We start from the raw sequence: 22,796 nt of genomic DNA on the forward strand, positions 1-22,796 counted from the left end.
CGGCCTGCCCTCTCCCCGACCCGGCAAGGAGACCACCTTGGACGACGTCCCCCACGCCGAGGATCCGCCGGTCGGTGGAACGCCATGGAGGTCAAACGACCCGGATGACCTCCATGGCGTTCCACCCACGGGCCCGGCGGGCCGCGACGGCCCGCAGGCCTTCGTGTCGCGACAGGATCTGGAGGACGCCGACGATGTCCTCTTCGCGCATCCGCCCCGGAAGGTGACCCGCTGGCTCTGCGGCTGCGGCGAGGAATACCCGTGCTCGGAGGTGCGCTTCGCCCAACTGGTCCGCCACGCGCGCGTCCGCGCCGCCTCCTGATCAGCTCAACAGCCGGAACACCACCAGGTAGAGACAGAACAGCGACGGGGCGACCAGCGCGCAGATCACGAAGCCGAGCGGCACGTACCGCCCCGGCGGCGTGTCGCCCCCGATCACCGGGCGACCCCAGCGCCCGAGCACCAGGTGTCCGGCCAGGAAGGACAGCAGCGGGACACCGGCGCACGAGACGGCGGCCACCAGGTCCAGCCCGGTGGCCGGCAGCGGCGAGCCGACCAGCGCCACCAGCATGAGCAGGGAGCCGGCCAGCGCGCAGGCCGCGTAGACGGCGACCGCCCGGGCCGGCGCCGACCAGGTGGGCAGCAGCACGGGCCGCCGCGCCAGGACCTCGGCCTGCGCCCCGTGCCGGTCGGCCTCGTCGGCCAGCTGCGCGGCCGCGGCCAGCTCCGTCGCCGGGTCACCCGCGCGCGGACCGGGCAACGTTCCCTCGGGATACGCCCCGACCCCCGGCCGCCCCGGCGCGGCGGCTGCGCCGCCGGTCGCCCCGTCCCCGGTTCCGGGTGCCCCCGCGCCGGCCGGCACCGGCGCCGCCGGCCCGACCGATCCCCCGGCAGGCCCAGCCGATCCGGACCCACGGGTGACCGATCCCGCAGAAGATGCAGCCGGCCCCGAGCCCGGCGCGACAGACCCCGCAGCAGTCCCGGCCGGGCCCGTGGAGTGCCCGGCGGATCCCGCTCCCGGCGGGGCGCCGACCGGGACCGCCGGCGCGTCCGTGGCCTCGGCCGGTACCGCGCGCATCGGCAGGTCGATGGCCTGGCCGAGCTGGTCGAGGCGCTGCCCCTGGGCGGCGAGCCGCCGGCCGAGCTGGTCGACGGTGGACTGGAGGGCGCGCCGGCGTTCGCCCTCGGCGGCGACCGCCCGCTCGCCACCTCGCTGCCGGGTGGAGAGCTCGCGGATCAGGGCCGCGTACTCGTCGAACCCGGTCACGACTCGTCTCCGTCGCCGACGAAGGGCACGACCAGGGCGGTGCCGTGCTCGTGCCGGTCGACCAGCAGGGCCCGGCCGTCGCGCGGGGCGTAGCCGAGGTCGTGCGCGCCCAGGTGCAGCCCCAGGTCGGCGGCGGGCACGTTCAGCGCGACGAGGCAGGCCACGTCGTCGCGGTTCTGGCTGCCGCCGAGGTCCTCGGCGAGCCGGCGCAGCCCGCGCCACCAGCCGAGCAGGTGCACCCCGTGCGCGGGGCCCTGGCGCAGCACCGCACGCAGGTCGTCGTGCCCGGAGCGGAACGTCTCCGGGTCGGTCGCGGCGAGCGCACCGGCCGCGGCGTCCATTCCGAACACCACCAGGTAGGTCCGCGCGGAGGGCGGGGCGGGCGGGGCGGCCAGCTCGGCGAGGTGGGTGCGGAGGGCGGCCGCGTCGAGGCGGCGGACCGGGTGGCCGGCGGCGGCCAGGGTCATGGCCAGGTCGTCGGCGGTGCCGGTGGTGCCGGGCGCCAGGGGGACGAACAGGAAGCGGGCCGTGCCGGGGGCGTGCTGCCGGGCCAGGCTGAGGGCGGCCGACCGGAGCACGTCCATGCCGGTCGCGGCCGTGCCCACCACGGCCAGGTGCCGGCCGGGGCTGGCGTCGAGGCGGAACCCGGCCGGGCTGCCGGCCACGTCGACGGTGCGGCCGACCAGGGCGAGCGGCGGCTCGGCGCCGGGAGCCAGGGCCGCCCAGGCGGGGTCGTCGGCGAGCCGGGGGGTCTCGTAGCCGCGGAAGACGGCGGGTGGGCGGGCGCCGGTGGGCCGGGCGGCGAACAGCTCGTGCCGCAGGGCGGCGAGGTCGGCCGCGGCGGCGTGCGCGTCGGGGAAGTGGACCTCGGTGTCCGCGCCGGCCGTGCCCCCGGCGGTGTTGACCACGGCCGTGCCGAGGGCCAGCGTCTTCGCGGCGTCGTTGAGCGGGTCGAGCACCCCGCCCCCGCCGGGCAGGGCGACCCGGAGCGGGAACTGGCCGAAGATCGCCTCGGCCCGGCCGTAGAGGGCCTCGATGCCGGTGGTGCTCTGGCTGGCCAGCACCAGATGCAGGCCGTACGAGCGGCCCTTGCGGGCCAGTTCCTCGACGAGGTCGACGGCCTGCCGGGCGAGGGGGTCGTTGCCGGCGAACAGCACCTGGAACTCGTCGACCACGATGACGATCCGGGCCGGCCGGGCGTTCGGCGGCAGGTCGGCGAGCTTGCTGACGCCGTGCCGCTTGAGCAGGTCGGCCCGGCGGGTCAGCTCGGCGCGCAGCTCGCGCAGCACGGCCAGGCCGTATTCGCGGTCGGACTCGATGCCCACGGCGCGGGCGTGCGGCAGCCAGGACGGGTCCCGCTCGGTGGGCACGAACTCGGTGAAGCTGACGCCCTCCTTGAAGTCGAGCAGGAAGAGCTGGAGTTCGGCCGGGGAGTAGCGGGCGGCCAGCCCGTAGAGCACGTCGAGCAGGAACACCGTCTTGCCGGCGCCGGTGCGCCCGCCGACGAGCCAGTGCGGGGTGGCGTCGTCGAAGGCCACGGTGACGGGTTCCCGGGCGCGGCCGAGCACGGTACGCAGGCCGGTGGCGGACGACTCGGCCCAGCGCCGGGCCGGCAGCAGGTCGGCGAAGCTGACCTCGGTGGCCCGCCGGACGGCCTCGGCGAGCCGCCGGGCCAGCCCGGTCACGGTCGCGTGGGACGGGTCCCCGTCGAGCAGCACCGGGGCGGCCAGGCCGCTGCCGTCGGCGCTGAACGGGCGGCCGGGCGGGTCGCCGACCAGGGCGTACCGCTCGTTGAGTCGCAGGTGGGTGGTGGCGCCGAGCGGCGGGGCCTCCGCCGCGCCGGCCGCCGGGTGGCCGGCCAGCAGCACGCAGACCGCCGCGGCGGGCCCGGCGTGGGTGAGCGCGGCGAGCCGGGCCAGCTCGCGCGGCGGCGGGGCGGAGGCGGCGACGACCAGTAGCAGCTCCCGGTCCTCGGGGGCGGCTCCCAGGGCGGTGCGGGCGTGCCGTTCAGCCGCGTCCAGCAGGGCGGTCGTCTCCGCCATGGTGGTGGCGGCCGGGCCGATCACGCCCGCGTCGAGCAGGGGGCGCAGCGGCAGGAACGCGGCGCCGAACGCGGCCGGGTCGATGCCGGCCACGCGGACCGTGCCGGCCGGCGCGGCGGCGAGCAGCCGCACCACGACGGCCCGCAGCAGCTCGCCGACCCGCGGGTCCCGGGCGTCGGTGTCGACGGCGAGGTGGGCGCCCGCGCCCAGCGGCACCAGTACGGGGAAACCGCCGTCCACGGTGGTCGCCTCGCCGAGGCGTACCGGAACGGGGTGGGTGGCGGCGCGGGCGGTGCCGGGCACGGGGCCGGCCAGCTCGCCGCCGAGCCGGGCCAGCCGGGCGACCAGCTCGGGGCTGCCGACGGGCGCGGGGCCGGCGGCGGCGAGGGCCCGCCGGGCGGCCTCCCACCGGCGCAGGGCCTGCCGGTGCAGGGCGACCGCCTGCCGGTACGCCGTCGCGAGCCTGCCCACCGTCCGCCCTCCGACGCCGCCGTAGCCGATCGAGGGGAACCCTAACGGACGCGCGGCGGCCCGGCACAGTACGCGGCCCGCACCCGACGTTGGTCCACTGTTCATCCGCCGGTGGCGGTCCCCGCCGGGCGCCGTTCCACCGGCCCGACTTGCCTCTGTCCCGAAGCAACGCTGTGAACAGGAAGGCGACGACGTGACCTCCTCCCCCATCTCCCGCCGGGCCGTGCTGCACGGTGGCGCGGCCGCCGGCCTCGGCATCGTGGTGGCCGGCAGCCTGGACGCCATCGCCGGCCCGGCGGCGGCCCGGGCCGCGTGCCGCCCGGCGGTCGGCTACGGCGACCTCGTGCCGGACCCGGCCGGCCTGCTGGCGCTGCCTCCGGGCTTCTCGTACACCATCGTCGCCCAGGCGGGCGCGACCCTGCTGGAGTCCGGTCAGGCCACCCCGAGCGACGCGGACGGCACCGGCTGCTTCCGCGGCCCGAACGGCTCGGTGCTGGTGAACAACCACGAGATCGGCGGCGACGAGCCCTACCCGGTGCCGGCGCTGGCCGGGCTGACCTACGACCCGGGCGCCCGGGGCGGCACCACCACCATCGAGGTGGACGGGCGCGGCCGGCGGCTGCGCGAGTACGTCAGCGTGGCCGGCACCCACAACAACTGCGCCGGCGGCATCACCCCGTGGGGCACCTGGCTGACCTGCGAGGAGACCGAGCAGCGGGCCGGCGGGCAGTACCTGAAGGACCACGGGTACGTGTTCGAGGTCGACCCGCACGACCGGGCCGCGAACCAGAACCCGGTGGCGCTGAAGTTCCTGGGCCGCTACGCGCACGAGGCCGTGGCGGTGGACCCGTACACCCACGCGATCTACCTGACCGAGGACGCGGGCGGCCCCAACGGCCTCTACTTCCGCTGGACCCCGCCGGCCGGCTTCCGCGCCGGCAAGGGCGCGCTGCGCGCGCTCGCCCAGCGCCCGGACGGCGACACCGCCGGCCGCCTCGCGGCGATGAGCTGCTCCCGGGGCAGCCAGCACGTGGCCGACCTGTCGGAGGCCACCACGCCGGGCACCCGCTACAAGGTGCGCTGGGTGGACGTGCCGGACCGGGATGCCCGGACCGTCTCGGTGCGCAAGCAGTTCACCGACGCCGAGGTGACCCGCAGCCGCAAGCTGGAGGGCGCCTGGTGGGCCGACGGCGGCGCGTACTTCGTGGCCAGCTTCGCCCGGCACGACGACGGCAGCGTCAACGAGCACGACGGCCAGGTCTGGTTCTACGACCCGCGCACCGAGACGGTGACGCTGAAGACCATCTTCGGGGTGAACACCGACCCGGAGGCGGACAACGGCAACTTCGACGGGCCGGACAACATCACCGTCTCCCCCTACGGCGGCGTCATCCTGGCCGAGGACGGCGAGGGCGTGTCGCACCTGGTCGGCGTGACCGAGCAGGGCAAGGCGTACCCGCTGGCGCGCAACGAGCTCAACGACAGCGAGTTCACCGGCCCGACGTTCAGCGCGGACGGGAAGATCCTGTTCGCCAACATCCAGTCCCCGGGATACGTCTTCGCCATCACCGGCCCGTGGGGCCGGCCGAGCAACGCCAACCACGGCAAGTCCTGATCGGACGGTGACGGCCGGCGGCGCCCCTGGGGGCCGCCGGCCGTCGCGGCGTCAGCCGGGGCGGCAGCCCGGGTCGGGGCCTCCGTCGACCACCCCGCAGGCGTACACCTCGACCGGCGGGGCGGCCACGTCGGGCACCCGGGCGACGGTGAGCAGCGCCAACCGCTTGGCGACCGGCTCGCCGGAGTCCGGGGCGTACCGGATCAGCCCGCCCACCCCCGGGTAGCCGCCGGCGGCGTTCTGCCGCAGCACCTCGGCGTGCACCCCCACCGGGTTGACCGCGCGGGGATCCCAGCGCCGGCCGGTGTCGGCGTGCCGCAGCCGGGCGGCGAGGCTCTCCAGCGCGCGCACCACCATCATCGAGGCGTCGTAGGCGAGGCTGACCCGCTCGCCGACGGGCGCGTTGACGCCGTCGCGGCAGCGCGGCGGGTCGAGCAGGTCGTCCGCGCCGATCCAGGTGAGGAAGCTGCCCCGGGCGTCGTCGCGCCGGGCCTGCGCGGCCCGCAGCGCGGCACAGGTCGCCAGGGCGGCCTTCGACACGTACGTGACCGGCAGGTTGCCCGGGGCGCTGGCCCGCAGCCCCGGATTGGCCATGTAGCGGTTCACCGAGTCGTCGGCGACCAGGTGGCGGGGCGGGTCCGCGCCGCACTCCTTGAGCGCCCGCAGGAACCCGTCGAACTCCGACCAGCGCCCGGCGAAGAAGAGCATCCCGGAGTAGCCGCACTCCTGGGTCATCCGCCGCCCGCTGCGCCACTCGTCGAGCCGGGTGAGCCGGCTGCCGAACCGCTCCCGCAACCCGTCGACCAGGGTGGCGACGTAGAGGTCCTCATCCAGGGAGCTGCCCTCGCCGGTGGTCCAGTAGACGTGCGCCTCCCCCACCCGCAGCACCTGCCGGGCGTACGCCTCGACCATCCGGACCTGCTCGCGGTTGGGCGCCGACATGGCCAGGTAGAGGCTGGAGTTGGCGTCCATCCGGTCGGCCGACAGGGTGGGCGCGAGCACCGGCAGGCCGACCCGGTTGAGTTCGCGCAGCGCCGACGCCGTGCTGGTGCGGCTGTCGACCAGCCCGACCACGCCGAGAACCGTGGGGTCGTCCCGGGCCAGCCCCTCCAGCAGCCGTACCGCGTCGCCGGCGTGCCGCATCTGCCGGCCGGCGTTGGCCACCACGATGTGCAGCAGCGCCGCGTCGTCGGCCGCCGCCGACTCCTTGAGCAGCGCGTACTGGGCGGTCGCCATGCCCTCCAGTTCCTCGCGTTCGGAGACGTACGACTCCTCGTCGGCGCGGGTGCGGTTGCCGGTGAGGCTGCCCAGGTAGACCAGGGTGAGGTAGGGCCGGCGGTGGTCGCTGCGCCGCCACACCTCCTCGGCGGCCCGGTTCTGCGCGAAGATCCGCCGCTGCACCGCGCGGAGCCGGTCCTGCCCGGGCTCGCTGTTGAAGACCTGGCCGGCGGTGTCGCTGTAGCCGACGCACTCGCCGCCGACCAGCCGCACGCTCACCCGGTCGGTCGGCCACGGGCGGCAGTCCGGAGCCCACCGCCCGTCGGCCCACACCGCCACCCCGGCCAGCAGCACCAGGACCACCGCGGCCGGCAGGAACCGCCGCGACCACCAGGGCGGTTCCGGCGCCACCAGCCCCGGCGGGGCCACGCCCATCGGTGCGCCGACGTCGTCGGCGTCGATCCGCAGCACCACGAGCCAGGCGCCGGCGCGCCGCAGCCGCCGGATCTCCGGCAGCGCCTCGGCCCACTCCTCGTACGCCTCCTCGGCCTGGGCCACCGGCCGGGTCGCGGCCCGCTCGGGCGGCGGGCCGGCGGCGACCGCCACCACCAGCAACGGGTCGTTGCGGCCGGTCTCGTTGCGCACCTCGTCGAACAGCCGGACCAGGGTGTGCCCGACGTTGTCCGGGCGCACCCCGTCGAGCAGCAGGACCGGGTACGCGGTGCGCCGCCAGTCACCCGGCCGCCAGAACCGCCTCCGGTACGCCTGCCGCAGGTCCTCCAGGAAGGCGTGCAGCAGCAACTTCTGCACCTGGGCCGGGTGCTCGCCGTCGCGCCAGCCGGCGGTGAGCCGCTCGGCGAAGCCGAGGAACGTCACGGACTGCCGGGGCGCCAGGTACTGCTGGCGCATGAACCAGCGGTACTGCCGCCCGAACACCGGCACGCGGCCGGAGACGGCGATGCGGAAGAGCACGCTCGGCATGGCCCGGCGCAGCAGCCAGAGCAGCACCTGGAGCGCGGTGCCGACGGCGGACCCGCCGCCCACCTGGGGGTCGTCGCCGGCCCGCCGGCCCCGCCAGTCGCGCAGCCGGTGGACCAGCGCGGCCCGGCCGCTGTCTGCGGCGTCCACGCCGACGGCCAGGGTCTGGTGCATCAGCCAGTCGGCGAGGGGGTAGTGCCGGAACCGCAGCCGGGCCGCCCCGAACGCCTCCACGGAGAGCTGCCGGTGCAGCTCGCGCAGCACTCCCGCGATGTCGTCGGGCCCCGGCCGGGCGGCCAGGTCCAGCACGGCGTGCGGCACGCGGCGCCGGTTGCCCCGGCCCACGAAGCGGCGCAGCAGGGCGCCCACGACGCCGTCGCCCGCCGGCCGGACCAGCCAGAGCAGGGGCAGCCGGCGGTCGCCGCGGCGAGGTCGCCGGAGCAGCCGGGCCAGCAGGGAGAGCAGTTCGAGGCCGCCCGCGGGGAGCTTCTCCCGGGCGGGCCGGTGCCGGGTCGCCGGGTCGCGCATCGTCACCTCCGGGCCACGACGGGTGTCGCACCATTGTCGACACCCGACGCAACGCGGGGGAACCCGTGCGTCCCTCGTGGACCGTCCGCGTCAGCGCTGCGCGGCCGGGTGGCGCAGGCCGTCCAGGGCGATGGCGAGCACGCGGTCGCGCTGGGCCGGCTCGGGGAACTGGTACGCCATGATGCCGCTGACCAGCCGGACCACGTCGTCGAAGGTGGCGTCCGGCCGGGCCGCCCCGGCCTCCTGGGCCCGGCGCAGCAACGGCTCGCCGGCGGCGTAGATCTCGGTGCGGCAGCTGCGGAACACCTCGGAGTCGTGCACCAGCTCCTCGGCGAGGGCCCGCTTGGTGCCGACGTAGGCGACGAACCGGTGCAGCCAGGCGACGAGGGCGTCCCACGGGGGGCGGTCGGCCAGGTCGGCGGCGGAGGCGCTGAGCGCGCGGACCTCCTCGACGTAGACCGCCTCGAACAGGTCGAGTCGCTTCGGGAAGTTCCGGTAGAGCGTGCCGATGCCGACACCGGCCCGACGGGCGATCTCCTCCAGGGACGCGCCGGCGCCGCACTCGCCGAACACCTCTTGGGCGGCGGCGATGAGCGCGTCGTAGTTCCGCCGGGCGTCGGCCCGCTTCGGGCGCCGGGCGAAGACCTCGCCCAGCTGGTCTGCGCTGGCCATGACGGGCGTCACCCCTCTCCCCTTGCAACCGGAGGCACCCCTCCGCTACGTTAGTGGAGGCACCCCTCCGGAACTGACCGGAGCCTTGCCTCCGGATAGCTTACTCCGGCTTTCCCCGCCGAGCCCACCCGCCGTGGCCGGCGAACCAGACATCGGACCCGGGAGGTCCCACCATGCTCGCAACCCGCTGAGACACCTCAGCCCGCCGAGGCCGCCACCGTCGCTGATCCGCGCGAGCGGCACTCGGAACACCCTTCCCACGTCATGCGAACGGGAGCCATTTCCGTGATCGACACCGTCCGGCGCGACTCGCGCCGGTTGACCTTCCTCGTCCTCGCCGCCGGCGCCGGCTTCTTCGCGATGCTCCAGTCGCTGATCACGCCGGTGCTGCCCACCATCCAGCACGACCTGCACACCTCGCAGAACACCGTGACCTGGGTGCTGACCGCCTACCTGCTGTCCGCGTCGATCTTCACGCCGGTCCTCGGCCGGATCGGCGACATGGTCGGCAAGGAACGGACCCTGGTCGTCTCCCTCGCCGCGCTCGCGCTCGGCTGCCTGCTGGCGGCCGTCGCGCCCAACATCGGGATGCTCATCGTCGCCCGGGTCGTCCAGGGCATCGGTGGCGCGGTCTTCCCGCTCTCCTTCGGCATCATCCGCGACGAGTTCCCCGCCGCCCGGGTGAGCTCGGCCGTCGCGGCGATCTCGGCGATCGTCGCCGCCGGCGGCGGCCTCGGCGTCGTGCTGGCCGGACCCATCGTCGCCACCCTGGGCTACCGCTGGCTGTTCTGGATCCCCATGGTCGTCGTCGGCCTCACCGCGCTCGCGGCGCACCGGTTCGTGCCCGAGTCGCCGGTCCGCACCCCGGGCCGGATCAGCTGGCCGGCCACCCTGCTGCTCTCCGGCTGGCTCGTGGCGCTGCTGCTGCCCGTGAGCAAGGGCGCCACCTGGGGCTGGGCCTCCGGCCGGGTGCTCGGCCTGCTGGCGCTCGCCGGCGCGCTCCTGGCCGGCTGGCTGGTGGCCGAGACCCGCTCGGCGAACCCGCTCATCGACATGCGGATGATGCGCCTGCCCGCGGTCTGGACGACCAACCTGGTCGCCCTGCTCTACGGCGCGTCGATGTTCTCCGTCTACGCCTTCCTGCCGCAGTTCGTGCAGATCCCCACCAGCGCCGGGTACGGCTTCGGCGCGAGCATCACCCAGGCCGGGCTGCTCATGCTGCCCATGCTGGTCGGCATGTTCGTGGCCGGCCTCGTCGCCGGCCGACTGGCGTCCCGGTTCAGCGCCAAGGCGCAGCTCTCCACCGGCGCCGTGTTCAACGTGCTCGCCGCGGCCATGCTGACCGTCGCGCACGACACCCGCTGGGAGATCGGCGTGGCCGGCGGCCTGGTGGGGCTCGGCATCGGGCTGGCCTTCGCCTCGATGGCCAACCTCATCGTGGCCAGCGTGCCGGCGCGCCAGACCGGCGTGGCGACCGGCATGAACGCCAACATCCGCACCATCGGCGGCGCCATCGGCGCCGCGGTGGCCAGCAGCGTCATCACCGCCCACCCGCAGGCGAGCGGGCTGCCCCGGGAGGCCGGCTTCACGATGGGCTTCCTGCTGCTGACCGGCATCTCCCTCGCCGCCGCGGTGGCCGCCCTGGCCGTCCCGTCCGGCCGGCGGGAGGCGCGGGCGCGGCACGGCCGGCCGCCGGCGCGGAGCACCGAGCCGGAGCTGACCGGCGAACTAGTGCCGGCGCGCTGATCGGGCCTGACACCATCCCGCACACCGGGGGCGGCCGGCGGTCCGTGACGGACCGCCGGCCGCCGTCGCGTCGGGTCAGCCGATGGCGGCGGTCAGCGCGGCCAGGTAGCCGTACCGGTAGCCGTCGGCGTCCGGGTGGTAGGCCTCGATGAGCCCGCTCACGTCGTTGATCCACGGGTCAGAGGCGCAGACGCCGTGGCCGGCGAAGAACGGCCGGGCGTCGACGAAGGTGGCACCGGCCGCCCGGGCCCGGTCGGCGATCACCGTGGCGAGCAGGTCGGCGGCGTTGTTGAGGATGGTCCGCTTGTAGGTGCTCATGGCCAGCAGGCCGCACCAGCCCGTCTCGAACAGCCGCGGGTAGCCGAGCACCACGAGCCGGGCGTTGGGCGCCCGGTTCCGGATGGCGGCGTACGTGCTGTCGAGCCGGCCGGGCAGGGTGGTGGTGGCGAAGGCCCGGCTGTCGTTGACGGCGTTCTCGCAGCTCGACGTGCTGCCGAAGCGGCAGCTGGTGATGACGTCGGCGAAGCCGGCGTCGTTGCCGCCGATGGTGACGGTGACCAGGGTGGTGGCGGTGCTCAGCGAGTTCACCTGGCTGCCGATGACGTCGGCGGTGACCGCGCCGCCGCAGGCCGGGAACTTGAAGCTGGTGACCGCGTGCGCGGCGGCCCACAGCGGGGCGTACGACTTCTGGCTGCGCAGGCAGGTGGACAGGTCGTAGGGGCCGGCCCCGACACCGGAGGAGTAGGAGTCGCCGAGGGCGACGTAGTTGACGGTGGCCGCCCGGGCGACACCGGGGACGAGCACGGCGCCGAGGACGGCCGCGAGCAGGGCGGCCAGGGCGGTGCGGACGCGACGGGACATGACAGGACCTCCACGGGACAGGGGTGGTGGAGCCCGTTGACCGCGCGCGTGGCCAGGGGAGTCGGTGCTTGTTACTAGTCGGTAATGCTATCGAAACATTGCCATAAATTGAATAGCGCTCGCACGCCTTCGAGGGCAGACGCGTTCACAACCGTCGATTAGGTTGGCGGTGCGTACACCCTGATGGAGGGAGCCCACCCGTGCGACGCGCTCTCACGGCGGCCATCGCCGCCCTGACCGTCACCACCGCCGGCACCGTCGTGACCGGCACCCCCGGCCAGGCCGCCCTACCGGGCTGGGGCCGGCCGAAGCCCGCGGCGGCCACCCCGACCCCGGGCAGCCCCGGGCTGGGCGACAGCTACTTCCCCGACTACGGCAACGGCGGCTACGACGTCGGCCACTACGACATCCGGCTGCGCTACGAACCGGCCACCGACCGGCTCAGCGGCACCACCACGATCCTGGCCACCGCCACCCAGGACCTGTCCCGGTTCAACCTCGACTTCCTCCTGGGCGTCGAGTCGGTCCGGGTCAACGGCTGGTCGGCCGGCTTCGCCCGGGAGGGCGTCCACGAGCTGGTGGTCACCGCGCCCCGGCCGATCCTCAAGGGACAGCAGCTCACCGTCGTGGTGAAATACGCCGGCATCCCGTCCGAGACGCTGGTCCAGGGCTACACGGGCTGGACCCGGGTCGCCGACGGGGCCCTCGCCGTCAACGAGCCCGAGTCGGCCTGGTGGTGGTTCCCCAGCAACGACCACCCCAAGGACAAGGCCACCTGGGACATCTCCGTCTCGGTGCCGACCGGCGTCGAGGTGATCAGCAACGGCGTGCAGCCACGCGACCCGCTGCCCGAGGCCGGCAACCGCACCCGGTGGAGCTGGCGCAGCGTCAAGCCGGGCGCCACCTACCAGGCGTTCCTGGCCATCGGGCAGTACGACATCGTCACCGACACCGCGCCGAACGGGCAGCCGGTGGTCAACGCGTACAGCACCACGCTGGGCGAGCGCGGGCCGGCCGCCCGGGCCAGCATCGAACGCACCGCCGAGATCGTCGACTGGGAGAGCGGCGTGTTCGGGCCGTACCCGTTCGAGGCGCAGGGCGGCGTGGCCGGCCCGGTCGACGGCATCGGCTTCGCCCTGGAGACACAGAGCCGACCCGTCTACGGCCCCAGCTTCTGGCGGCGCGGCGCCAACACGTCCGTGGTGGTGCACGAGAACGCCCACCAGTGGTTCGGCGACTCGGTCGCGGTCGCGGACTGGCGCAACATCTGGCTGAACGAGGGCTTCGCCTCGTACGCCGAGTGGCTCTGGTCGGAGGAGCAGGGCGAGGGCACCGCCCAGGAGCTCTTCGACTTCACCTACGCCACCTACCCGGCCGACTCGGAGTTCTGGCAGGTCCTTCCCGGTGACCCGGGAGCCGGCGACATCTTCGCCGACGCCGTCTACGACCGCGGCGCCATGGCCCTGCACCAGCTCCGGCTGGCCGTCGGCGACGCGGCGTTCTTCCGGATCCTGCCGGCCTGGACCGCCGAGCACCGCTACGGCAACGGCACCATCGCCCAGTTCCAGGCGCTCGCCGAGCGGATCTCCGGCCAGGACCTCGACACCGTCTTCACGACCTGGCTGTTCACCGCCGGGCGCCCCGCGCCGGCCGCCGCCGCACGCGGCGCGCTCGCCGCACCGGCGCAGCCGAAGTCGTGGGCGAAGATCCGGGAGGCCCACCGGCTGCTCAAGCACTGAGCGACGCCGGCGGGGGCCCGCTCCGTTCCGGGGGGCGGTCCCCCGCCGGTCAGGCCGGCACGGGCGCGGCCCTGGCCGGTGCCGCCGCCTCGATCGCCCGGATGTGCCGGTAGGTGAACCAGAGCGGCGGGAACGCGCCGACCGCGAAGGAGAGGTCGACAAGCGTCCAGAACCAGGGGATGTCCCGCACCGGCCCACAGATCAGCGCGAGCGGCACGATCCCGGCGCAGGCGATCATGCCGACCTGCACCACCCAGACGTTGCGCACCGGGTCGCGCAGCGGCCCCCAGAACGCCACCGCGAGCACCAGGTGCGCGAAGGCGAGCCAGTCGGTGCCGTAGAGCATGAACGGGTAGCGCTCGCCGGTCTCGACCAGGCCGGTGTGGACCCGCTCGATCCAGCCCACCAGCGCCGGGAACTGGCCGGCGAGCGGGTCCAGCGCCCGGAGCAGCCAGCGCACCTCCAGCTCCAGCGGGAACGCGGTCACCCCGCTGAGGAACAGACCCACCACCACGACCCAGAGCCACCGGCGGATTCGCCGCAGGCGTACCTCGACGTCCATACCGGCAGCGTAGTGACGATCTTCGCGCCGCCGGGTCCCGCGCGGCCCGGTGGCGGCATGACCTCGCTCACCGGGCCGGGCGACCCGGGTCAGGCGGCGGGGCAGCCGTCGCGGTGCGCGTACGGCGACCGCAGGGCGCTCCAGCGGGAGCGGCGCCGGCCCCGGTGGGGCGCGCAGGCCGCGCAGTCCTGGGCCGCGCGGGCGGCCCGGCTCGACCGGAGCCGGCCGGCGCCCGGACGCGCCGCGGCCGTGGCGCCGGGAAGCGCGACCGGGGAGGCGCCGGCCAGCACCGTCGGCCGCGGCGCCGCCACGGCGGGGAGGGCGGCGAGCCCCGCACCGGCCGGGCGGACGACCCGGGCGGTAGCGGCGGTGGCGGCGGCGAGCCCCGCACCGGCCGGGCGGACCACGCGGGCGGCGGTGGCGGCGACCCGGCGGGCCGGGCGGGCGGCGGGCGCGGCCAGCACCCGGGTGAGCCGGTGCGCCAGCCGGCGCTCGCGGAGCCGGTCCAGGGCCACCCCGGCCGCCGCGGTGGCGACGGCGGTGATCATGCCGGCCAGCACCAGGGTCTGCCGGGGGCCGGCGTGCTCGCTGAGCCAGCCGAGCAGCGGCGCGCCCACGGCGGCGGAGACCGAGCCGGTGACGGCCAGGGCGGCCAGCACCCGGCCGCGCATGGCGTAGTCGGTGTCGAGCTGGGCCCGGGCGCCGACCGTGGTGTCGATGACCACCGCGGCGGCGGCCACCGGCAGGATCACGGCGGCGAAGCTCAGCGTGCCCGGGGCCAGCCCGGCGACGATCTGCAGCCCGCTGGCGAGCAGGCCGGCCCCGACCAGCACCGCGTAGCCGAGCTCGGCGCGGCGCGCCGCGAACAGGGCGCCGAGCACCGTGCCGACGGCGAAGACGGTGGACAGCAGGCCGTAGCCGGACGCGCCGCCGTGCAGCGGCCCGTCGCTCATCGCGGCCATGGTGACCTGGTAGTTGCGGCCCAGGCTGCCGAGCACGAAGGACAGCGCCAGGGCCACCAGCACCACCGGCTGGCGGAGCAGGTAGCGGAACCCCGCCCGGATGCCCCCGTCGGCCGGGGCCGCGTCGGCCGCCGCCGGCTGACCGGCGTGCCGCTCCCCCTCGCGTACGGCGAACAGCGCCACGACGACCGCGACGAAGCTGACCGAGTTCGCGGCGAAGAGCAGCGCCGGGCCGACGGCGGCGACCACGACGGCGCCGAGGCTCATGCCGAGGATCCGGCCGGCGGAGTTGGTGAGCGAGCCGAGCGCCAGGGCGTTGCCGAGGCTCTCCCGGTCCACGAGGCTGGAGGCCCAGCGGCCCATCACCGGCCCCTCGATGGCCGACACCGCGCCGGTGGCCAGCGAGATCGCGAAGATCGCCGGGAGGCCGCCGACGCCGGTGACGGCCACCACGGCCAGCCCGGCGGCGAGCAGCGCGTGCGCGCCCTGGGCGCCGATCAGCAGCGGCTTGGCGGGCAGCCGGTCGGCCAGCGCGCCGCCCCAGACGCTCAGCACCAGGGTGGGCAGCGCCTGGAGCAGGACGGTGAACCCCATCGAGGTGGCCGACCCGGTCTTCGCCAGCACGTACCAGTTGACGCCGAGGACCTGCATCCAGGTCCCGATGACCGACACGAATCCGGCGGCAGCCCAGATCCGGTAGTTGCGGTGGCGCAGCGCGGCGAACGTGGCGCCGAGGGCCATGAGTATTTCCCCGTCCAGACGGTGACACGACGAAGCCGGACCCCCGCGGGTCCGGCCAGCGAACAAGTCTGGCCGCGCTCAAACCTCCCGACGACAGTTGGTGAGACGGTTCACCAGGGAGATCGGGCGGCCGGGCACGAACCGGAGCCGGACGCCACGGCACCCCGGTCCGGCCCGGACCGGGGTGCCGGTGACGCGCCGGGTCAGCGGGCGGCGAGCGGCTGCCGGGCCGGGTCGACCGGCGCGGGCAGCGTGCCGGGCCCGCCCAGGTAGGCGTGGATGGCCGCGGCGGCGGCCCGGCCCTCGGCGATGGCCCAGACGATCAGCGAGGCGCCCCGGTGCATGTCCCCGGCGACGAACACGCCGTCGGCGTCGGTCTGCCAGTCGGGGCGGGCGTCGACCGCGCCCCGGCCGTTGCGGGCCACCCCGAGCTGGCCGAGCAGCGGCTGCTCCTCGGTGCCCTCGAAACCGATGGCGAGCAGCACCAGGTCGGCCGGGATCTCCCGCTCCGAGCCGGGCAGCGCCGTGACGATCCGCCGGCCGTCCACCTTCTCGACGGTCACCTCGGCGACCCGGACCGCGCGGACCTGGCCGGTGCCGTCGTCGACGAACTCCTGCACCGCCACGGCGAAGACCCGCTCGCCGCCCTCCTCGTGCGCCGGGTAGCTGCGCAGCACCCACGGCCAGGTGGGCCACGGGTCGCGCGCGGCGTCCCGGTCGGCCGGCGGCTCCGGGTAGAGGTCGAGCTGGTGCACGCCGGCCGCGCCCTGCCGGTGGGCCACGCCCAGGCAGTCGGCCGCCGTGTCGCCACCACCGATGATCACCACGTGCCTGCCGGCCGCGTCGATCGGCGTACCGTCCGGGAGCGTGGCCAGGGCGGGCCGTCCGTCACCCGCCGCGGCCACCACCCGGTTCGCGGCCACCAGGTGCGTCATGGCCTGGTGTACGCCGCGCAGCGCCCGCCCCGGCGTCTCCGGGGTGTCCCGGCCCTGGAGCGCCCCGCAGGCCAGCAGCACGGCGTCGTGCTCGGCGCGCAACTGCTCGGCGGTGACGTCGACGCCGACGTCCACCCCGGTGCGGAAGCGCACCCCCTCGGCGGCGAGCTGGGCCAGCCGCCGGTCGACGTGCCGCTTCTCCAGCTTGAAGTCGGGGATGCCGTAGCGGAGCAGGCCGCCGAGCGCGTCGTCCCGCTCGTACACCGTGACGGCGTGACCGGAGCGGGCGAGCTGCTGCGCGGCGGCGAGCCCGGCGGGGCCGGACCCGACCACGGCGACCGACTTCCCGGTCGGGGCCGGCACGGGCTGCGGGCGCAGCCCACCGCGGGCCACCGCGGCGTCGGCGATCTCCACCTCGACCTGCTTGATGGTGACCGGCTGCTGGCCGCCCAGGCCGAGCACGCAGGCCGCCTCACAGGGCGCCGGGCAGAGCCGGCCGGTGAACTCGGGGAAGTTGTTGGTGGCGTGCAGCGACTCCACCGCGGCGTCCCAGCCACCGGTGCGGACCAGGTCGTTCCAGTCCGGGATGCGGTTGCCGAGCGGGCAGCCATCGTGGCAGAACGGGATGCCGCAGTCCATGCACCGGGTGGCCTGCTCGCGGATCAACTCCTCGCCGGCCGGCGGGTAGACCTCGCGCCAGTCCATGATCCGCACCGGGACCGGGCGGCGGGCGGGCAGCCGCCGGTCGTAGCGCAGGAAACCGTTCGGGTCAGGCACGAGCCACCTCCTGGGCGACCGCCCGGGTCGCGGGCGGCAGGGACGCGGCGGAGGCCGCCGGCGGCGCCCCTGCGGCGGCTGTCGCCGCCAGTGCGCTCATCACCGCGTCGTCGACGTCGTGGCCGGCGGCTTCGGCGGCCCGCATGATCTCCAGCACCCGGCGGTAGTCCCGGGGCACCACGGCGGTGAACTCCTCCACCGCCTCCGGCCAGCGCTTCAGCAGCTCCTCGGCGACCGCCGAGTCGGTCTCGGCGAAGTGCCGCTGGACCAGATCGTGCAGCCGCTCCCGCTCGTCCTCGCCCAGCGGCGACAGGTCGACCAGCTCGGCGTTGACCAGGCGCCGGTCGAGCCCGTGCACGAAGGCCGTGCCGCCGGACATGCCGGCGGCGAAGTTGCGCCCGGTCGGCCCGAGCACCACCACCGTGCCGCCGGTCATGTACTCGCAGCCGTGGTCGCCGACGCCCTCGACGACGGCCACCGCGCCGGAGTTGCGCACCGCGAACCGCTCGCCGACCCGGCCGCGCAGGAAGACCTCGCCGCCGGTGGCGCCGTAGAGGATCGTGTTGCCGGCGATGATCTGGTCCTCGGCGCGCCCGCCGGGGTCGGCGTCCGCGCCGGCGAACGGCGCGGCGGCGTCCGGGCGGACGACGAGCCGCCCGCCGGAGAGGCCCTTGCCGACGTAGTCGTTGGCGTCGCCGTGCAGCCGCAGGGTGACCCCGCGCGGCAGGAACGCGCCGAACGACTGGCCGGCGGTGCCGCGCAGCAGGAACTCGACGGTGTCGTCGGGCAGCCCGGCGCCACCGAAGCGGCGCGTCACCTCGCCGCCGAGCATCGCGCCCACGCTGCGGTGCTCGTTGCGCACGGCCACCTCGACCCGGACCGGGGTGCCGTCGCGCAGCGCCGGCTCGGCCAGGGCGATGAGCTGGTTGTCCAGCGCCAGCTCCAGGCCGTGGTCCTGGGCCCGGATCCCGCGCCGGGCCGCGCCCTCGGGCAGCTCGGGCAGGTGCAGCACCCGGCTGAGGTCGAGCCCGTGGCCCTTCCAGTGGTCGATCGCGCCGGTGACGTCGAGCAGCTCGGTGTGCCCGATCGCCTCGGCGACGCTGCGGAAGCCCAGCTCGGCCAGGTAGCCGCGGACCTCCTCGGCGAGGAAGAGGAAGAAGTTCTCCACGAACTCGGGCCGGCCGGTGAAGCGCTCGCGCAGCACCGGGTTCTGGGTGGCGATGCCGACCGGGCAGGTGTCCAGGTGGCAGACCCGCATCATCACGCAGCCCTCGACGATCAGCGGGGCGGTGGCGAAGCCGAACTCCTCGGCGCCCAGCAGCGCCGCGACCAGCACGTCCCGGCCGGTCTTGAGCTGGCCGTCGACCTGCACGGTGACCCGGTCGCGGAGCTTGTTGAGCAGCAGCGTCTGCTGCGCCTCGGCCAGGCCCAGCTCCCAGGGGGTGCCGGCGTGCTTGAGCGAGTTGAGCGGGGAGGCGCCGGTGCCGCCGTCGTGACCGGAGATCAGGATGACGTCGGCCTTGAGCTTGGCCACGCCGGCCGCCACGGTGCCCACCCCGACCTCGCTGACCAGCTTCACGTGCACCCGGGCGGCCGGGTTGACGCACTTCAGGTCGTGGACGAGCTGGGCCAGGTCCTCGATGGAGTAGATGTCGTGGTGCGGCGGCGGCGAGATCAGGCCGACGCCCGGGGTGGCGTGCCGGGTGCGCGCGATCCACGGCCAGACCTTGTTGCCGGGCAGTTGGCCGCCCTCGCCGGGCTTCGCGCCCTGGGCCATCTTGATCTGGAGGTCGTCGGCGTTGACGAGGTATTCGCTCGTGACGCCGAACCGGCCGCTGGCGATCTGCTTGACCGCCGAGCGGCGCCGCGGGTCGTGCAGCCGCTCGACGTCCTCGCCGCCCTCGCCGGTGTTCGACTTGCCGCCGAGACGGTTCATGGCGACGGCCAGGGTCTCGTGCGCCTCCGCCGAGATCGACCCGTACGACATGGCGCCGGTGGCGAACCGCTTGACGATCTCGCCGGCCGGCTCCACCTCCTCCAGCGGCACCGGCGGGCGCGCCCCGGTACGCAGGGTGAACAGCCCGCGAAGTGAGCCCGCCTGGGCGGCCAGCTCGTCCACCTTGGCGGTGTACTGCCGGAAGACGTCGTACTGGCGGCTGCGGGTGGCGTGCTGGAGCAGGAAGACGGTCTCCGGGTTGAACAGGTGCAGCTCACCCTCGCGGCGCCACTGGTACTCGCCGCCGACGTCCAGCCGGTCGCTCGCCCGGGCGCCCGCGGGCGGCCAGGCCAGCGCGTGCCGGGCGGCCACCTCGGCGTGGATCTCGGCGAGCCCGATGCCGCTGATCGTGCTCGGGGTGCCCCGGAAATAGCGCTGGACCAGCCGGGTGTCCAGGCCGACCGCCTCGAAGACCTGCGCCCCGCAGTACGACGAGACCGTCGAGATGCCCATCTTCGACATGATCTTCAGGACGCCCTTGCCGAGCGCCTTGACGTAGTTGCGGATGGCCGTGCCCGGTTCCGTGCCGACGAGCGCGCCCGTGGAGATCATGTCCTCGACCGACTCGAAGGCCAGGTACGGGTTGACCGCCGCCGCGCCGTAGCCGATCAGCACGGCCGCGTGGTGCACCTCCCGGCAGTCGCCCGACTCGACGATCAGCGCCACCTGGGTGCGGGTCTGCTCCCGCACGAGGTGCTGGTGCACCGCGGCGGTGAGCAGCAGCGACGGGATCGGAGCCAGGTCGGCGTTGGAGTCCCGGTCGGAGAGCACCAGGATGCGTACGCCGTCCTCGATGGCCTCGGAGACGTGCCGGCAGATCTCGGTGAGCCGGGCCTTGATGCCGGCGCCGCCGTCGCGGATCCGGTACAGCCCGGAGACCCGGACCGCCTTGAAGCCGGGCAGGTCGCCGTCCTCGTCGATGGAGAGGATCTTGGCCAGCTCGTCGTTGTCGATCACCGGGTACGGCAGCACGATCTGCCGGCAGCTCGCCGGGCCCGGGTCGAGCAGGTTGCCCTCCGGGCCGATGGTGGACGCCAGGCTGGTCACCAGCTCCTCCCGGATGGCGTCCAGCGGCGGGTTGGTGACCTGGGCGAAGAGCTGGTGGAAGTAGTCGTAGAGCAGCCGCGGCCGGGTGGACAGCGGCGCGATCGGGGTGTCCGTGCCCATCGAGCCGATCGGCTCCGCGCCGTTGCGGGCCATCGGGGCGAGCAGGATCTTGAGCTCCTCCTCGGTGTAGCCGAAGGTCTGCTGCCGGCGGCGTACCGAGTCGTGGGTGTAGACGATGTGCTCGCGCGGGGGCAGCTCGTCCAGCTCGATGATGCCGGCGTGCAGCCACTCCCCGTACGGGCGGGCGGCGGCCAGCTCGGTCTTGATCTCGTCGTCCTGCACGATCCGGCCGTTGACCGTGTCGACCAGGAACATCCGGCCGGGCTGGAGCCGGCCCTTGGCGACCACGGTGGCCGGGTCGAGGTCGAGCACGCCCGCCTCGCTGCCCAGCACCACCAGGCCGTCGGCGGTCCGCCACCAGCGGCCCGGGCGCAGCCCGTTGCGGTCCAGCACCGCGCCGACGATCTCGCCGTCGGTGAAGGCCACCGAGGCCGGGCCGTCCCACGGCTCCATGAGGCTGGCGTGGAACCGGTAGAAGGCGCGCTTGTCGGCGCGCATCTCCGGGTCGTTCTCCCAGGCCTCGGGGATCATCATGAGCACCGCGTGCGGCAGGCTGCGCCCGGCCAGGTGCAGCAGTTCGAGGACCTCGTCGAAGTTGGCCGAGTCGGAGGCCGCCGGGGTGCAGACCGGGAAGATCCGGCGGATGTTGCCGGGCAGGTCCGGGCTGCGCAGCAGCGCCTCGCGCGCCTGCATCCAGTTCCGGTTGCCACGGATCGTGTTGATCTCGCCGTTGTGCGCGATGAACCGGTACGGGTGGGCCAGCGGCCAGGACGGGAACGTGTTGGTGGAGAACCGCGAGTGCACCAGCGCGATCGCGCTGATGACCCGCTCGTCGGTCAGCTCCGGGTAGAACGCCGGGAGCTGGTCCGGGGTGAGCATCCCCTTCCACACCATGGTCCGCCCGGACAGCGACGGGAAGTAGGCCGGCACGCCCCGCTCGGCGGTCTCCCGCTCGACCTGCTTGCGCAGGCAGAACGCCACCCGGTCCAGGTCGAGGCCGGTCAGCGGGGAGCCGGCCGGGCCGGCGGGCGCGTCGGTGAGCCGGTGCGCGGCCAGGAAGAGCTGCCGGACCCGGGGCATCGCCGCGAGGGCGGTCTCGCCGAGGCCGGACGGGTCGGTGGGCACGTCCCGCCAGCCCAGGATGTCGGCGCCCTCGACCAGCGCGTACTTCTCCACCACCTGGCGGGCCCGGGCCTCGGCCACGTCGTCGTCGGGCAGGAAGACCAGGCCGGTGGCGTACTGGCCGGCGGGCGGCAGCGGGAAGTCGACGACCGCACGCAGGAACGCGTCCGGCACCTGGATCATGATGCCCGCGCCGTCACCGGTGTTGTGCTCCGCGCCCCGGGCGCCCCGGTGGTCCAGCCGGCAGAGCGCCCCGAGACCGTTCGCGACGACCCCGTGCGAGCGGCGGCCGTGCAGGTCGGCCACGAAGGCCACACCACAGGCGTCGTGCTCGTGCGCGGGGTCGTAGAGCCCCGTGGTCCGCGGGGCCGGCTGGGGGCTGAGAGGGTACGGAAAGGCCACCGGGCCTCCTGTCGTCACTCAGGTTGGAACATGGTGGGGACGACGTCGGCCCTCGGGGGTTTTATTGAGTCTACGTTAGGGCGTCCGGCGCAAGGCCAGTTCAGATTGATCACACTTCCAGCATCTGGGACATGTAGTCTCGCGCGGTGGATGTCGTACGCACTGACGTGCTCGACCGGTTGGAGCGTTTCTACGACGCCGTGCCCCGGGACGGGGCCCGGACGGAGGAACACGGCGCCCTCGTGCTGTTCGTCCGGGACGGCACCGGTTGGCCGTTCTACGCCCGCCCCCGGCCGGACGCCACCGCGCCGCCCGCGCTCGCCGACGTGACCGCCGTCCGGGCCCGGCAGCGGGAACTGGGCCTGCCGGAGGCGTTCGAGTGGGTGCACGAGGTCACGCCGGACCTGCTGGCGGTGGCCCGCTCGGCCGGGCTCAGCGTGCTGGAGGCGCCGCTCATGGTGCTGGATCCCGACCGCCTGCCCGACCCGGCGACGCTCAGCGACGTACCGGTGCGGGTGCTCGACCCGGCCGAGCCGGGCTTCGCGGCGGACGTGGCGCTGCGCCGGGCCGTCGCCGCGGTGGGCTTCTCGCACGGCGGCACCGCGCGCGGCGAGGCCGGCCCGGCCGAGCGGGACGCCGCGGTCTCCCGGCTGGACGTGGCCGCCCTCGACGAGGAGGCGGTCCGCATCGTCGACGGCCGGCGCATCTCGGTGCTCGCCGCAACCCCGGACGACGGGCCGCTGGCCAGCGGGATGGCCATGCGGGTCGGCGACGTGGCGGAGATCGCCGGCGTGGCCACGCTGCCGGCGGCCCGCCGGCGTGGCCTGGGCGCGGCCGTGACCGCCACCCTGGCCCACCGGCTGCGCGCCGCCGGCACCGACCTGGTCTTCCTCTCCGCCGGCAGCGAGGAGATCGCCCGGGTCTACCTGCGGGTCGGCTTCCGCCGCGTCGGCACGGCCTGCATCGCCGAGCCGACCGCCGTGATCGGCTGACCC

General features: G+C 75.2%; 14 protein-coding genes. 5 read left to right on the forward strand and 9 right to left on the reverse strand.

Features of this window, described 5'->3' with window-relative positions; genetic code table 11:
• The first annotated feature begins 37 nt into the window (after positions 1-37).
• Complete coding sequence (locus ACQP12_RS24130) at positions 38-322, forward strand: hypothetical protein (protein ID WP_357950095.1); 285 nt, start codon at positions 38-40, stop codon at positions 320-322.
• Here ACQP12_RS24130 and ACQP12_RS24135 read toward each other — a convergent pair whose 3' ends face one another.
• Together ACQP12_RS24135 and ACQP12_RS24140 are read right to left on the reverse strand one after the other, a co-directional pair.
• Positions 323-1,267 (reverse strand): hypothetical protein, encoded by a 945-nt coding sequence (locus ACQP12_RS24135; protein ID WP_433282248.1) that lies wholly within the window; start codon positions 1,265-1,267, stop codon positions 323-325.
• Positions 1,264-3,780: an FtsK/SpoIIIE domain-containing protein gene (locus tag ACQP12_RS24140; protein WP_433282250.1), complete on the reverse strand. Its 2,517-nt coding sequence runs from the start codon at positions 3,778-3,780 to the stop codon at positions 1,264-1,266. Before ACQP12_RS24140 ends, ACQP12_RS24135 begins: the two co-directional genes overlap by 4 nt.
• Positions 3,781-3,973: 193 nt before the next feature.
• On the opposite strand from ACQP12_RS24140, the gene ACQP12_RS24145 reads away from it, so the two are divergent.
• Positions 3,974-5,395, forward strand: coding sequence for an alkaline phosphatase PhoX (locus ACQP12_RS24145; RefSeq protein WP_433282252.1), 1,422 nt, complete (start codon positions 3,974-3,976; stop codon positions 5,393-5,395).
• A 51-nt stretch (positions 5,396-5,446) separates the two neighbouring features.
• On the opposite strand, the gene ACQP12_RS24150 is transcribed toward ACQP12_RS24145, so the two are convergent.
• Both ACQP12_RS24150 and ACQP12_RS24155 read right to left on the reverse strand, forming a co-directional pair.
• On the reverse strand, positions 5,447-8,119 hold the full coding sequence (locus ACQP12_RS24150) for a hypothetical protein (protein ID WP_433282254.1): 2,673 nt from the start codon (positions 8,117-8,119) through the stop codon (positions 5,447-5,449).
• Between the two features lie 90 nt (positions 8,120-8,209).
• Complete coding sequence (locus ACQP12_RS24155) at positions 8,210-8,791, reverse strand: TetR/AcrR family transcriptional regulator (protein WP_357950108.1); 582 nt, start codon at positions 8,789-8,791, stop codon at positions 8,210-8,212.
• Between the two features lie 285 nt (positions 8,792-9,076).
• Between ACQP12_RS24155 and ACQP12_RS24160 the strand changes: the two genes are divergently transcribed.
• Positions 9,077-10,537, forward strand: a complete 1,461-nt coding sequence (locus tag ACQP12_RS24160; protein WP_433282256.1) for an MFS transporter — start codon at positions 9,077-9,079, stop codon at positions 10,535-10,537.
• Between the two features lie 75 nt (positions 10,538-10,612).
• On the opposite strand, the gene ACQP12_RS24165 is transcribed toward ACQP12_RS24160, so the two are convergent.
• Positions 10,613-11,398, reverse strand: a complete 786-nt coding sequence (locus tag ACQP12_RS24165) for an SGNH/GDSL hydrolase family protein (RefSeq protein WP_433282259.1) — start codon at positions 11,396-11,398, stop codon at positions 10,613-10,615.
• 200 nt (positions 11,399-11,598) lie between these two features.
• Here ACQP12_RS24165 and ACQP12_RS24170 point away from each other — a divergent pair, with 200 nt between their 5' ends.
• A complete protein-coding gene (locus tag ACQP12_RS24170) occupies positions 11,599-13,137 on the forward strand; it encodes a M1 family metallopeptidase (protein ID WP_433282261.1) in 1,539 nt (512 codons plus the stop codon).
• 49 nt (positions 13,138-13,186) lie between these two features.
• On the opposite strand, the gene ACQP12_RS24175 is transcribed toward ACQP12_RS24170, so the two are convergent.
• The 4 genes from ACQP12_RS24175 to gltB form a co-directional block, all read right to left on the reverse strand.
• On the reverse strand, positions 13,187-13,699 hold the full coding sequence (locus ACQP12_RS24175) for a hypothetical protein (RefSeq protein WP_433282264.1): 513 nt from the start codon (positions 13,697-13,699) through the stop codon (positions 13,187-13,189).
• Between the two features lie 89 nt (positions 13,700-13,788).
• Positions 13,789-15,402 (reverse strand): MFS transporter, encoded by a 1,614-nt coding sequence (locus tag ACQP12_RS24180; protein ID WP_433282266.1) that lies wholly within the window; start codon positions 15,400-15,402, stop codon positions 13,789-13,791.
• Positions 15,403-15,605: 203 nt separating this feature from the next.
• Positions 15,606-17,114 carry a glutamate synthase subunit beta gene (locus ACQP12_RS24185; RefSeq protein WP_433282268.1) on the reverse strand — a complete coding sequence of 503 codons (1,509 nt, stop codon included), beginning with the start codon at positions 17,112-17,114 and terminating at the stop codon, positions 15,606-15,608.
• Positions 17,107-21,801, reverse strand: coding sequence for a glutamate synthase large subunit (gene gltB, locus ACQP12_RS24190; RefSeq protein ID WP_433282270.1), 4,695 nt, complete (start codon positions 21,799-21,801; stop codon positions 17,107-17,109). The genes ACQP12_RS24185 and gltB overlap by 8 nt, the downstream gene beginning before the upstream one ends.
• Before the next feature lie 146 nt (positions 21,802-21,947).
• Between gltB and ACQP12_RS24195 the strand changes: the two genes are divergently transcribed.
• On the forward strand, positions 21,948-22,793 hold the full coding sequence (locus ACQP12_RS24195; protein WP_433282272.1) for a GNAT family N-acetyltransferase: 846 nt from the start codon (positions 21,948-21,950) through the stop codon (positions 22,791-22,793).
• Positions 22,794-22,796 lie beyond the last annotated feature (3 nt).

It is taken from the genome of Micromonospora sp. CA-244673 (genome assembly GCF_050948395.1).
Lineage (GTDB): Bacteria > Actinomycetota > Actinomycetes > Mycobacteriales > Micromonosporaceae > Micromonospora.

Bases quoted from the DNA above. Each gene is read 5' to 3' on its own strand.
- ACQP12_RS24180 (WP_433282266.1), bottom strand. From the start codon at position 15,402: ATGGCCCTCGGCGCCACGTTCGCCGCGCTGCGCCACCGCAACTACCGG.
- ACQP12_RS24175 (WP_433282264.1), bottom strand. From the start codon at position 13,699: ATGGACGTCGAGGTACGCCTGCGGCGAATCCGCCGGTGGCTCTGGGTC.
- ACQP12_RS24155 (WP_357950108.1), bottom strand. From the start codon at position 8,791: ATGGCCAGCGCAGACCAGCTGGGCGAGGTCTTCGCCCGGCGCCCGAAG.
- ACQP12_RS24165 (WP_433282259.1), bottom strand. From the start codon at position 11,398: ATGTCCCGTCGCGTCCGCACCGCCCTGGCCGCCCTGCTCGCGGCCGTC.
- ACQP12_RS24150 (WP_433282254.1), bottom strand. From the start codon at position 8,119: ATGCGCGACCCGGCGACCCGGCACCGGCCCGCCCGGGAGAAGCTCCCC.